Genomic DNA, 13,089 nt, shown 5'->3' on the forward strand with positions numbered 1-13,089 from the left:
CAAAAGAAGCTGAATATTATTCAGCTTCTTTTGTTTCTTCTTCTTGGGTTTCGACTACCGGCTCGACGGCTTGCGGCTCGTTGTTGAAGATAGGCATATCCTTCAAAATCTGATACCAGGATAAAACCTTTTTAATATCTGATGAGTATACTTTCTCCTCGTCATGATCGGGCGCTACCTCTCTAAAAAACTCGCGCAGTGCCTTACCATCAGCTTTAGCGTCGGGTACTGATGAAGCAGTTTTGATACGTTCAAAAACGTCTGTTAGCTTAATATCGTCATCTTCGCCAAAGATGGTGATTTCATCCAGGGCTGCCAGCTTAGCAGTAGACAGGTTTACCACCAGCTTGGTTCTTTTCTCGTCCAAACTCTCCAGCACAAACCCGGTTTTGTTTTGGGCCAGTGCTCTCCATAATCCCGGCTTACCGGCTACGGATACTATTCCTTGTAAATTCATATTCTTTGAGTTGTCAGTTGTGGGTTGTCAGTTGTGAGTGCAACTTTAATTCAGACAACTCACAACTGACAACTCACAACGTTATTTATTCTTCAATTACATCTACGCTCAAAATCTTATCGCCTTGGCGGATAGCGTCAACTACATCTACGTTCTCAATTACTTTACCAAAGCAAGTGTGGTTGCGATCTAAGTGAGCAGTGTTGGTACGGCTGTGGCAGATAAAAAATTGTGAGCTACCGGTGTTACGGCCAGCATGAGCCATTGAAAGTACACCACGATCATGATACTGGTTATCGCCGGTTAATTCGCAATCAATGCGTTTACCTGAGCCACCTGCACCGGTACCGGTTGGATCGCCACCCTGAACAACAAAGTTAGGAATAACACGGTGAAAAGTTACACCATTGTAAAAGCCCGATTTAGCTAGTTCAAGGAAGTTAGCTACGGTATTAGGCGCATCTTTATCGTAAAATTCGATAGTCATGTCACCTTTTTCGGTTTTCATTATTGCTTTGCTCATTTCTTTCTAAGTTTAAAAACTGAGGCGCAAAGTTAATCATTTCTGCCATTCCCGTAAACTTATAATAGCTTATGCTATTAATCGTTATATTTGGTAATAACGTATTTACGCAACAACGGTTATAAGTTGACCATTCAACATCTTAAATGAAATTCAAATACTTTTTAGCCTTCGCCTTTATCTTTTCTCCTTTCTTCCTCCGGGCAGCTTCTATTTTAATACCGATGGATGAAACGCAAAAAGACCACTTAAAATCTTACGGTATTGCTTATTGGGTATTAAGTCATAGCGAAGAGGTTGACTGGTTGCTCAATTACCGTGGCGGTAGTTTTATGACTAGATACAACAAAGCTACCGAAGACGAATGCAAAATTCGTGGCATCAGCTATGAAGTAATTGCCGATGCCAAGGTTACCGCTATCCTATCAGAAGTAACGGACCCGTCTGCAAATATGGACATGGTAAAGTTGGAAAAAGCACCTAAGATGGCAGTGTACTCCCCAAAAAGTAAGTTACCATGGGATGATGCCGTAACGCTGGTTTTAAAATATGCAGAAATACCTTATGATGTGGTGTATGATGAAGAGGTCATACACGGCGATTTGCTTAAATACGACTGGCTGCACCTGCATCATGAAGATTTTACCGGTCAGTACAGCAAATTTTACGGTGCTTATCGCATGATGCCCTGGTACGTAGAAGATGTAAAAAGCCAGGAGGCGACGGCCCGTAAGTTGGGCTTTAAAAAAGTATCACAAATGAAGCTGGCCGTAGCGCAGCACATTCATGATTTTTGTGAAGGTGGCGGCTTTTTATTTGCCATGTGCTCGGGTACCGACACGTTTGACATTGCCCTATCGGCAGCAGGTACCGACATTTGTGAAAACATGTTTGATGGTGATGCCGCCGATTATCAAGCCCAATCTAAGTTGGATTTCAGCCAAACGTTTGCCTTTCAAAATTTCACATTGGATATGAACCCCATGTCGCACTCGTTCAGCAATATCGACGTAACACCCGGACGACAGGTAGAGCGTTCGCGCGATTTTTTTACACTGTTTGATTTTTCGGCTAAGTGGGATGTAGTGCCCAGTATGCTTACCCAAAACCACGATAAGGTTATTAAAGGTTTTATGGGATTGACTACCGCTTTTAACAAAAGCCTGCTTAAACCCAGCGTAACCGTAATGGGCGAAATGAAAACACAAAACGAAGCCCGCTACATACACGGCGAATACGGCAAAGGCCAATGGACTTTTTACGGCGGCCACGATCCGGAAGATTATCAGCACGCCGTTGGCGACCCACCTACCGATTTGAAACTGCACCCTAATTCGCCGGGATACCGGCTAATTTTGAATAATGTACTATTTCCAGCGGCAAAGAAGAAAAAACAGAAAACCTGATGTTACCTCATAATATTGCACCTTGCATATAAACGTAAAAAGCCGGTTGCTAGCAACCGGCTTTTTACGTTTATAAAATCATTAGAACTTTAATTATAGAAAGTCCATGACACGCCAAACTTAATCAGCTTATCGGGCATGGGATACCGGTTAACGGTATAGTAGCCATTACTCTGCAAGCCTTGGTTGGCATAATCATACTGCACAAATAGGTTGGTACGGTACAGCGTAGCTTTAATATACGGTGTAATAATGGGGTAAGAGTTAAAGGTAACGTCGGCACCATTATAAAACTGGCTGATACCTACGGCATATGAAGGCGCCACATAAGTAGTATTATAGCGCACATTAACCCCCAACGTGGTATTAAGTACGTTAAAAAACTTTTTAGTGTACGACAAATTAGCAAAGTTATATATCTCGGGCGTGCGCAACGTAGTTTGATAGTCAGATTTCTGGTACACGAAAAAGTCTTCGAAATGCCAGCGGCCCCAATTGATAGTTTTGCCCACACTTATTTTGAGCAGGTTAATTGCCGAGCTCAGTTGTGCAGGCACTGCGTCTATACCACCGGGCGTTAATGATCTAAAGTATTGGTAACCGGTAATTAAAAAGTATTCGGCTTTTAAATCCAATTGCAGCTTATCATTTATATAATTGAATGATACGTTGTTGGTTTTTTGTTTACCGATATCTGTGTTCTGGTAAATATAGTGGTTGGATATCCAGTCGGTAAAAATAAGCGGTGCTTTATTATTTTGAGCGTAAGCACCCAGTATAATACGACCGGCACGCTCACCGCCAGATACGGTTAAGCGGGCATCGTACAAGTAATCGCCAAAATTGTAGCCTTGTGCCACCTGCTGAAAATCGCCCTCCAAACCCACGCGGTCGCTAAAGCGGTAACTGAAACGAGCATTCAGTTTTACGTTCTGAAAGGTTTCATCTTTAAGCTTAACCTTTTGTGTAGTGTATACCGAGTTAACCAATACTGAATCGAGCACATGCTGTTTGTAATGGTATAAATCGTGCGTTAAACCCACATCCAGTTTCACCTCGTTTTTTACAAAGCTTACCGATTTACCCCGCAGGTAGAAGCTGTATGAAAAATCGTTACGGATGTCGGTTAATGCCAGCGAGTCTGTAGAAAGATTGTTGCTGTAATACGCGTCGGGAAACACCTTGTAGGTGTCGGCCTCGTTTTGAGTAAATTTGTATTTACGTACATTGTAAAACAACGTATGGGCAATACGCTGTGTAGGCAATATTTTAGCAGCTTCTTTACCAGTGCCCTGTATGGTATCAATACGCCCTAAATAATAAAACTGTTTAATGTAAAGGCCATTATTACGCTGGTTGATGTTAGAACTGGCAAGCCTTACGTTTTCATAATACCGGTTAAAACTTGCCGTAGTGGTTGAACTGAATAAATCATCAGTATAGGAACCGCTTTCGGGCACTTTCAGGTTATTAAAAAAGGCATTGGCCAACAGGTTATACCGCTTGCTGCGCGACTCGTACCAGGTAAACACCGCTGCGTTCATATCACCCACATTTTGCCGCCGGTGAAACCCGCGCGAACCGATGGTGTTAAAATTAGCACCGACGTTCCAATTGGGTTTTAAGTTTTGCGTATGCACCAGCCTGAATACCTGCTCGGCAGTAGGGTTATTAACAATACCGCCTATATAGGTTAAGTTGGTATATGCAACACGTGACCGGTAGTAATTGATATCCTGCGGGGTAAGCATATAGGCATCCAGCGAATGTATACCTACATCAAAGCCGATGCTTTTGGCAGGTTCAAACAACAAAGGACGCTGCGGCAAGCCTAAGCTACCCAAATAAATGCGCGGACTGCGGGGTTGTAATAGCGGGCTGTAATTTTCAAACCCTACTATACCTGTATCCAGCGGAAACACCTGCGTGCTATCGTTCAGCAACCGCTCGTTGGTAACTTTTACAAATTTGGATGTATAAACTACAGAGTCTCCTCTATTTTCTTCGCGTTTTCGCAGGGTATCCAGCAATTCGTCGCCGCTTAGTTGGCGGCCCCGCCTGCTGGCTGTATCATTGATAGGCACAGTTTGGCCAGGATTCATGGGCATAGGCCGCATTTGAGCATGCGTGTTTTGCCATGCAAAGCTAAGTAACGCAATTAGTATACAGCCAAACCTTTGTAGCCATAAACCATTTGGTCTCCACTCGGGAGTATTTTTCATTATATAATTTAGCGTATTAGGCATTCAACAGTTCAGTACCTGGGTTTATTGGGCCGGGGCCAATTGTGCAATCAGTTCTTTAAGTATCAGGGTTAACTTCGGCTCAGCTTTTTGTGCCACTTCAATAATTTCTTCTACAGATACCGGTTTCAACGTTTCCGGAAAACCTTCATCTGTGAGCACCGAAATAGCAAAAACCGGTAAACCCATATGGTTGGCTACAATTACTTCGGGCGCTGTACTCATGCCCACTGCATCACCGCCAATAATGCGCAAGTAACGATACTCGGCCCGGGTTTCCAGATTAGGTCCGGTTACTGCTACATAAACTCCTTTATGGCAGGTAATATTGTTTGCCGACGCAATATCCAGCGCTTTTTGAATCAAGTCCAATTTGTAGGGTTCGCTCATGTCTGGAAAGCGTGGGCCAAGTTCATCTTCATTACCGCCAATCAAGGGGTTATCGGGCTGCATATTGATGTGGTCTTCAATCACCATCAGGTCGCCTTTTTGAAAAGCCGGGTTTAAAGCGCCACTGGCGTTAGATACAAACAGGGTTTTAATGCCCAGCATTTTCATTACCCTTACCGGAAAGGTAATTTGCTGCATGCTGTAACCTTCATAGTAATGCAAGCGCCCTTGCATAGCCACTACTTTTTTTCCGGCTAGGTAACCAAAAATCAGCTTACCGGAATGGAACTCGAGCGTAGCCACCGGAAAATCAGGAATGTTAGCGTACAGCATTTGCTTTACTACTTCAATTTCGGTAACCAATCCGCCTAAGCCCGTACCTAATATAATGCCTACTTCGGGCTCAAAATCGCCAATGCGGTTTTTAATGTACGCTGCGGTGCGTTGTATATTTTCTAACATATTGTTTTATAGTTTGATTGAACGGCTGCTCGCCGTCATTTAAAAATTGTATACCGATGGGCAGCACCCATATTGGCAACGTCAGTACCACGCTCAGTAAACCTGGCTCGCGCAGGCGCTGGGCATCTTTCTCGGTAGTAATAATTACTTTTTTAGATGCTTTACTAACACGAAAGTCATTGGCAAGTTTAGTAATATTTTTTAAGGTAAACTGATGATGATCGGCATATTTATGCTGCACCAGCTGCGAGGAGTATTTTTGGAGATGCTGCACTAAAGGTTGTGTATTAGCGATGCCGGTCAGCAAAAACACAGTAGTATCAGCATCCAACGTTGCCCCTACCGGGTTACTTTTCAAATCCTGAAAAGACAAATAACTGATGGTTGTAAAATACACCTGCTGGTATGCAAACGGACGTAGTTTATTGGCAATATCCTGTTGCCGTTGCTCAGGTAAATTAGATGGGCATTTACTCACAACTAGTACATTAGCCCGTTTACGACCACTCAAAGGTTCGCGCAGGTTACCGGCGGGTAGCATCAGGTTCGGTTGATTAATTTGGCTATAATCAAACAGCAAAATACTCAAACCCGGCTTAACCGCCCTGTGCTGGTAAGCATCATCCAAAATAACAACATCATGATTGGACATTAATTTTTCGATACCAAATACCCTTTTTTCGCACACGGCTACGGTCAGTTCCGGAAACTTTTGTTTGAACTGTGCAGGTTCATCGCCTACCGTTGCAGCGGTACTTTCGGTATTAGCTATTCCGAACCCCTTGGTTGTACGGCCATATCCCCGGCTTAAGGTAGCCAGTTGGTAGTCATTTTTGAGCAACCTTACCAAGTATTCCGTCATCGGACTTTTGCCCGCCCCACCTACATTTAAATTACCTACCGAGATCACGGGAAAATCAAACTCCTTACTTTTAAAAATACCCGCATCAAAACACCAGTTACGGATAATGATGATGAAGCCGTAAATGAGCGAGAAAGGCAGTAATAACCAACGCAGGTATTTCATAAAGCCTGTAAAGATACGAAATGATGAGTTGTTAGGTACGGATGCGTTTGTTAGTTTATTTTAAGTTGGTGCTGTATGTTATTGCTGTGCCCTGTTAGGATAGTGATGTACTTATATTACAGCCTGTGGATGTTCCTTTTTCTTTTACCGCAAAAGAAACCAAAAAGAAAGCTCTCGGCTGCACCTTCTTTCTACTTAAGACAGTGCTTGCACTTAAGTTAGAAGCTGCCGAAAGAAGCTGAATGCCGATTCTTTTTTGAGATCTTGTTCTGACAGTGCTTTTGTTGAATAAGGATCGAGAAAGAAAATAAAAAGAAGCGCAAAGGCCCGCTGTTGCGCCCGGGCCAGCGATGGCCTTGCGGGCGGAGAGGTGATCGCAACAGCTAGGCCTTTTTGGATACTTTTGTGGCTATGACAAAAGTATCTAGCCCCTGCGGCAATGAGCAGACGAAGTAAGTAAATGACCACTACAGGATGTTAAACTAACAGCACAAACCCAACAATAATAGCAGTACAATCAAAAACAATCGTTAAAAAATAAAACGTTCCTCTTTCACACTCTTATCAACACTAACATTCCGCCGTCCTTCATCACATACTTCAAAATAAAAGAAGTTGCCAACATAACGCTGCACAGCGCCTTGTCCGTTGGTGCCCGGATCGGAATAGGTTACTTTTTTGACACCATATTTAGCCGACTGTGTGCCCTTTTGAAACAGTGATACATCGACGACATTTTCGTTATTGCCTGCCGGATGAAAGTTAACCGTGTAGGTGCCCGGTGCCTGACGGTAGCCGGCTTTCAGCTTCTCGGCACCCAGTTCATTTTTCAATTTCTCTAAGGCTTGAGTTAAGTCGGTTACGGCATCGGTTTCGCCGTAGGCAATTACAGAATATGGTTTTTTAGCTGCGTTGTAAGAAATGACAATATGCGCCGTTACCTCCTGATTGTCGAGGTGGATAATTACCTCGCTGGTGTCTTTATATAATTTCCAAAGGCGATCAACGTCAAGTGCCGGCTCGGCTTTGTTCTGGGCAAAAGCTAAATGAGTTAATAGTATACTGATAATAATGAGGAAAGCTTTGCGCATAAATTAGGGCGGCGGATTAATTAGATACAAAAATAACAGATTTTCAAGGGATTTGGAATATGTAATGGACTTAAAGGACAAGCGGTACTAAACGTTATTGCGATAATATGATGTTACTAGAACGGGTTAGTTCCATGATTTTTGCTTCAAGCATCGATAATAATTACCTTTACAATTATGTCAAGTTGGTCATTAGATAATGCTATAGAGTTGCAAAATGAATTTCCTTATACGTTTTATAGACCGTCGGACGCTGTTATAGAAAGACTGAAACCGGAAGCAGCTACTGTAAAGTTAATATTCCGTTTTGATCCTTATGAGAAAGGACAACCCTCTGCCGAACGAATGTGGGTAATTATTACCTCTGTCAATAAAGATGGCACTTATAAAGGCACTTTAGACAACGATCCTTATTATATTAAAGACCTTAAAGCTGGTGATGAGATTACTTTTAGAAGAGAGCATATAATTCAGTACGACACACTGGATGAATTAGACGTTGAAGATATTAATGCTGAAAAAGTTGAGCAATACTTAAAAAAGTGTTTTGTGTCCAATCACATCATGCTTGAGGGTTACAAAGTTGGCAGATTATATAGAGAAGAGCTAGACGAAAAAGAATATACAGGCTGGATATTTATGAGTGGATATGAAACACAAGAATATGTAGACGACCCAAACAACCTTCAGTACATTGCAATAGGTACAGTTCTCAATCTTGATGATAGTTTTATTCACCTTTTGGAGGCGCCTATTGGTTCTGAGTTTGAAAGAGACAAAGCCACAGGGACTTTTTACTTGTTTGAAGAATAAGATTTTTAGCTTAACAGCTTGCCTTTTCAACCTCATCCTCTATTCGCACATCTCCTCTTAAACCCCTATCTTTGCGAAAAAAACTGCGTCTATGCTAAAAGGATTTTTTAATGTGCCGGAGCCTATAAATGAGCCGGTACTCAACTACGGCCCGCACAGTGCAGAGCGTGCCGCCCTGAAAGCCGCGCTCAATGAAGCCCGCGGACAGGTGATAGATATACCCATGTACATTGGCGGACAGGAAGTGCGCACCGGCAAAACGCTGGAAGTGCATCCGCCGCACGATCATAAACATTTACTGGCTACTTATCATGAAGGTGATGCCAGCCATGTAAAAGCTGCTATTGATGCTGCCTTGGCTGCTAAAGAGGCTTGGGAAAATTTACCTTGGGAACAGCGTGCTGCCATCTTTTTAAAAGCTGCCGATTTGGTAGCCGGTCCGTACCGCGCTAAAATCAACGCAGCTACCATGCTGGGCCAGTCTAAGAATGCTTACCAGGCCGAAATTGATGCGGCTTGCGAGCTGATAGACTTTTTGCGCTTCAATGTGCATTACATGACCGAGATTTATGCACAGCAACCGCAATCGGGTAAAGGCACCTGGAACCGTTTAGAGCAACGCCCGCTGGAAGGTTTTGTGTTTGCCATTACACCGTTTAATTTTACGGCCATTGCCGGCAACCTGTGCGCCGCTCCTGCCCTAATGGGTAACGTGGTGGTTTGGAAACCTGCGCCTACCCAAATTTATGCAGCCAATGTTTTGATGCAGATTTTCAACGAAGCTGGCGTGCCTCCAGGTGTAATTAATTTAATTAGTGTTGACGGTCCTGTTGCGGGCGATGTTATTTTCAGTCACCCTGACTTTGCCGGTTTACACTTTACCGGTTCAACCCATGTATTCCAAAACTTGTGGAAAATCATCGGCTCTAATATTCACCTTTACCGTGGTTACCCACGCATTGTAGGCGAAACCGGCGGCAAAGACTTTGTGTTAGCCCACAGCAGTGCCGATGCTGACGTGGTAGCTACAGCGCTGGTGCGTGGTGCATTTGAGTACCAGGGACAAAAATGTTCAGCAGCTTCACGTGCTTATGTACCAAAATCATTATGGCCGGCTGTTAAAGAAAAAATGCAACGCGATATCGCTTCGTTTAAAGTTGGTCCGGTTGAGGATTTCGAAAACTTTGTGAATGCCGTAATCAGCGAAGCTTCGTTTGATAAACTGGCTAAATACATTGATGAAGCTCAGGCTGATGATAGTGTAGAAATTATAGCAGGTGGTAAATACGATAAATCAGCAGGTTACTTTATTGAGCCAACTGTTATCCAGGTGCAAGACCCTTATTACCTGACGATGTGCGAAGAGCTGTTTGGCCCGGTACTAACGGTTTATGTTTATGAGGATGATGAATTCGAAAAAATCATGGACATTGTTGACAAAACATCGCCATACGCCCTAACCGGTTCTATCATTGCACAAGACCGTTACGCCATTTCATTAGCCACCTACCGCTTACGTAATGCAGCCGGCAACTTTTATATTAATGATAAACCAACAGGTGCCGTAGTGGGCCAGCAACCATTTGGTGGTGCACGCGGCTCGGGTACTAATGATAAGGCCGGTTCTATGCTGAACCTGTTGCGCTGGGTATCGCCGCGAACTATTAAAGAAACTTTCGATCCGCCAAAAGACTATCGTTATCCGTTTTTGGTGAAGGAATAGGTTGGCAATAAAAATTAGAGTCAAGAACCAGGAGCTAAGAGGTTGCTGGATTTAACATTTATCATTGCGAGCGATAGCGTGGCAATCCACTCGCGTTTGTAACCATTCGACGGGATTGCTTCGTTCCTCGCAATGACAACTTATAAAATAAGAAAGCCGACGGTAAAAATATGCAGTCGGCTTTTTTATTTGAAAAATAGAGTGTTGTTACTTTGCCGCAATAGTCTCCAGCGTTTCAATAAACTTATCTACCGCCTCATCAGGCGTTGACCAGCTAGTTACCAAACGGATAGCCGCATGGTATTCATCAATCTTTTGCCATTGGTAAAACTCAAACTGTTCCAACAACTGCTGAATAACGGTTTGGGTAAGGATAGGAAAAATTTGGTTGGTAGTAGATACGGTAAGCAACGGAAAGCCTAGGCGCACAAATGCGTCAGACAAGCGGGCGGCCAGTTGGTTGGCATGGCGGGCCATCTCAAAAAACAAATCACCCCTAAACAATTCCGCAAACTGGATACCTAAAATACGGCCTTTGGCCAGCAACGCACCACGCTGTTTCAGGTGGTATCTAAAATCGGTTTGCAGGGCAGGGTTGTTAATCACAATAGCTTCGCCCAGTAAGGTTCCATTTTTTGTACCACCAATATAGAATACGTCTGTATAAGTGCCTAAATCGGTTAAAGTCATGTCACTCCCTTCGGCACATAAGGCCGATGCCAGTCGGGCACCGTCTAAAAAAAGGTATAAGCCATTTTCACGACAGCAATTGGATAAATCAACTAGTTCCTGACGTGTGTATATGGTCCCAATTTCTGTAGAGTTGGATATGTATACCAGTCGAGGCCGCGTCATATGCACTTCCTCAAACTTGCTAAGCACGCCCCATATATGCTCGGGCTTTAGCTTACCATCGGTTGTAGGCACAGCTTCAATACGGTGACCTGTAGCTTCGATAGCCCCTGTTTCGTGCACATTAATATGGCCGGTTGATGCAGCAATAACCGACTCATGCGGGCGAAGTATGGAGGCAATTACAATAAGGTTAGCCTGTGTACCACCCGATACCAGATGAACATTTGCCGCTGGGTTACCAATCTTTTTACGTATCAATGCTACCGCTTCTTGTGTGTATTCATCATCTCCGTATCCGGGCTGCTGCTTCAGGTTGTTATCCACCAGTGCCTGCAGTATTGCAGGGTGAGCGCCTTCGCTATAATCGTTCTTAAAACTATATTTCATTATTGTTGAGTACTTGCGCCGAATTTAGGTTATTGTTGCTTGAGTAGATTAAAACGCAACGCTTTTTTTACATGCCGGCGGTACAAACCGCATATGCCATCATCCATAAAAAAAGCGGGCCTCGCGCCCGCTTTTTGGATTAAACATTAATTAAACACTAATTGAGAATATATTGGGAAGGTCAATTATTCAAAACGGAACACCTCGTTTAAGTTGGTGTTGTTGCTGCAACTCACTTTCAGGTCTGTAATTTCGCCGGTAGCCAAAGCGTACACCCACCCATGAATACTAAGATTTTGTCCATTTTTCCAGGCGTTCTGCACAATAGAAGTTTTGGATAAATTTTGCACACCTTCGGCTACGTTTAATTCAACCAGTCGGTTACCACGCTCTTTTTCGTCGGTTATGGCATCCAGTTCTTTGGTATGGTAACGATAAACGTCTTTAATATGGCGCAGCCAGTTGTCAATCAGGCCTACCTGTTGGTTACTCATGGCCGCCAGCACACCGCCGCAGCCGTAGTGCCCTACCACAATTACATGTTTTACCTGCAATACATTTACAGCATAGTCCAATACCGACAGCATGTTCATATCGGTATGCACTACCACATTGGCAATGTTGCGGTGAACAAATATCTCGCCTGGTTTAGTATTGGTAATTTGGTTGGCTGGTACGCGGCTATCGGCACAACCTATCCATAAAATTGGTGGCTTTTGGCCGTTAGCCAGCTTGTCAAAAAATTCGGGGTCTTCAGCTAATGATTTAGCAACAAACTGTTTGTTACCTTCCAGCAAACTTTCGTAAGAAATATGGCTGGTGTCGTGAATTTCATTATTCATTTGAGCACACATAGTTATTGTATTTTTAAAGTGAGTTGATTAAATGCTGGTTGTTTGCTTTTTACGGTTATTTCCGGATAGCCATTGCGTTAACTTATGCAAAGCCAATGGCGACAGATCGTAGTACAAAATTGTTAATAATATGGCTGGTATAAAATAGAATATCAACATATCATACTTATTAAAGAAGTAACCGCCAACCAATCCGCCGATGATATAAAATGCCAGAATAGTAATGCGTACATAAATGCGCTCATTTACTGCCTTTGCCTTATCTACCTGGGTATGCAGCCGTTCGGCCACATCACTGCCTAGATCAGTAAATAAGCCGGTAAGGTGCGTGGTTTTAATTAACCCGCCTGATATATTAGATACCAAGCCATTTTGCAAACCCATTGAAAACAACAGAGCGGTAATAACAAATATCCGCTCGGTTTCTGTTTCTTCGTAAAAATGGTGCCCATAAACAGCTACCAGTAATAAGACAACCGTTTCAATAATAATAGGCGTTGCATGAGCCTTATACCGGCTGGTATCGCGTATGGATCGTACTAAAAAATTGGCCAGAAATGTTCCGGTAAAGAAAGCCAAAAGCCAAAGGGCAAATACTTTAATTTCATGCAAATCCTGTTCAACAATGTTTTTGGCCAGTGTTGCTACGTGCCCGGTAACATTAGCAGTAAACACCAAAAAGGCGAGCACACTAGCTACATTCGTCACGCCTGACACAAAAGCTGTGGAAGATGCCAGCATCAGGTTCTCTTTCAGTGTACGTTCGTCTTTAAAATTTCTGAGCATAATATATAACAATCAACTGCCTGTAATACGCAGGGGGTGTTTAACTTGTTTTTAAATTAGATTTCTTAAGTA

13 protein-coding genes are annotated in these 13,089 nt (G+C 43.2%); 3 read left to right on the forward strand and 10 right to left on the reverse strand.

The genetic code is table 11. The annotated features are described in order from the left end of the window. Nucleotides 1-16: 16 nt before the first annotated feature. Both GPM24_RS01685 and GPM24_RS01690 read right to left on the reverse strand, forming a co-directional pair. Entirely contained in the window at nucleotides 17-457 is a 441-nt protein-coding gene (locus GPM24_RS01685; RefSeq protein WP_158825007.1) for a DUF5606 family protein, read from the reverse strand. 85 nt (nucleotides 458-542) lie between these two features. Further along, on the reverse strand, nucleotides 543-980 hold the full coding sequence (locus tag GPM24_RS01690; protein WP_158825008.1) for a peptidylprolyl isomerase: 438 nt from the start codon (nucleotides 978-980) through the stop codon (nucleotides 543-545). 146 nt (nucleotides 981-1,126) lie between these two features. Here GPM24_RS01690 and GPM24_RS01695 point away from each other — a divergent pair, with 146 nt between their 5' ends. Beyond that, nucleotides 1,127-2,386, forward strand: a complete 1,260-nt coding sequence (locus tag GPM24_RS01695) for an asparagine synthetase B (RefSeq protein ID WP_158825009.1) — start codon at nucleotides 1,127-1,129, stop codon at nucleotides 2,384-2,386. Nucleotides 2,387-2,475: 89 nt separating this feature from the next. Here GPM24_RS01695 and GPM24_RS01700 read toward each other — a convergent pair whose 3' ends face one another. The 5 genes from GPM24_RS01700 to GPM24_RS01720 form a co-directional block, all read right to left on the reverse strand. Beyond that, nucleotides 2,476-4,608, reverse strand: coding sequence for a putative porin (locus GPM24_RS01700; RefSeq protein ID WP_233268706.1), 2,133 nt, complete (start codon nucleotides 4,606-4,608; stop codon nucleotides 2,476-2,478). Nucleotides 4,609-4,653: 45 nt separating this feature from the next. Continuing rightward, nucleotides 4,654-5,481, reverse strand: a complete 828-nt coding sequence (locus tag GPM24_RS01705) for a purine-nucleoside phosphorylase (RefSeq protein WP_158825010.1) — start codon at nucleotides 5,479-5,481, stop codon at nucleotides 4,654-4,656. Further along, nucleotides 5,444-6,508, reverse strand: coding sequence for a tetraacyldisaccharide 4'-kinase (gene lpxK, locus GPM24_RS01710; protein WP_158825011.1), 1,065 nt, complete (start codon nucleotides 6,506-6,508; stop codon nucleotides 5,444-5,446). The genes GPM24_RS01705 and lpxK overlap by 38 nt, the downstream gene beginning before the upstream one ends. A gap of 213 nt (nucleotides 6,509-6,721) precedes the next feature. After that, the gene (locus GPM24_RS01715) at nucleotides 6,722-6,976 is read right to left on the reverse strand and encodes a hypothetical protein (protein WP_158825012.1); all 255 of its coding nucleotides are present in this window, start codon (nucleotides 6,974-6,976) and stop codon (nucleotides 6,722-6,724) included. A gap of 62 nt (nucleotides 6,977-7,038) precedes the next feature. Continuing rightward, complete coding sequence (locus tag GPM24_RS01720) at nucleotides 7,039-7,599, reverse strand: hypothetical protein (protein WP_158825013.1); 561 nt, start codon at nucleotides 7,597-7,599, stop codon at nucleotides 7,039-7,041. A 177-nt stretch (nucleotides 7,600-7,776) separates the two neighbouring features. Between GPM24_RS01720 and GPM24_RS01725 the strand changes: the two genes are divergently transcribed. Together GPM24_RS01725 and pruA are read left to right on the forward strand one after the other, a co-directional pair. Beyond that, nucleotides 7,777-8,412 (forward strand): immunity protein Imm33 domain-containing protein, encoded by a 636-nt coding sequence (locus GPM24_RS01725; protein WP_158825014.1) that lies wholly within the window; start codon nucleotides 7,777-7,779, stop codon nucleotides 8,410-8,412. Nucleotides 8,413-8,503: 91 nt separating this feature from the next. Further along, on the forward strand, nucleotides 8,504-10,135 hold the full coding sequence (gene pruA / locus GPM24_RS01730) for an L-glutamate gamma-semialdehyde dehydrogenase (protein ID WP_158825015.1): 1,632 nt from the start codon (nucleotides 8,504-8,506) through the stop codon (nucleotides 10,133-10,135). 207 nt (nucleotides 10,136-10,342) lie between these two features. On the opposite strand, the gene GPM24_RS01735 is transcribed toward pruA, so the two are convergent. From GPM24_RS01735 to GPM24_RS01745, 3 genes are all read right to left on the reverse strand, one after another. Next, the gene (locus tag GPM24_RS01735) at nucleotides 10,343-11,377 is read right to left on the reverse strand and encodes a threonine aldolase family protein (protein ID WP_158825016.1); all 1,035 of its coding nucleotides are present in this window, start codon (nucleotides 11,375-11,377) and stop codon (nucleotides 10,343-10,345) included. A gap of 185 nt (nucleotides 11,378-11,562) precedes the next feature. Continuing rightward, a complete protein-coding gene (gene can, locus GPM24_RS01740; RefSeq protein WP_233268707.1) occupies nucleotides 11,563-12,219 on the reverse strand; it encodes a carbonate dehydratase in 657 nt (218 codons plus the stop codon). A 39-nt stretch (nucleotides 12,220-12,258) separates the two neighbouring features. Next, complete coding sequence (locus tag GPM24_RS01745; RefSeq protein ID WP_158825018.1) at nucleotides 12,259-13,017, reverse strand: YoaK family protein; 759 nt, start codon at nucleotides 13,015-13,017, stop codon at nucleotides 12,259-12,261. Nucleotides 13,018-13,089: the final 72 nt, after the last annotated feature.

The sequence above is a fragment of the Mucilaginibacter lacusdianchii genome (assembly GCF_009770985.1).
Classification (GTDB): domain Bacteria; phylum Bacteroidota; class Bacteroidia; order Sphingobacteriales; family Sphingobacteriaceae; genus Mucilaginibacter; species Mucilaginibacter lacusdianchii.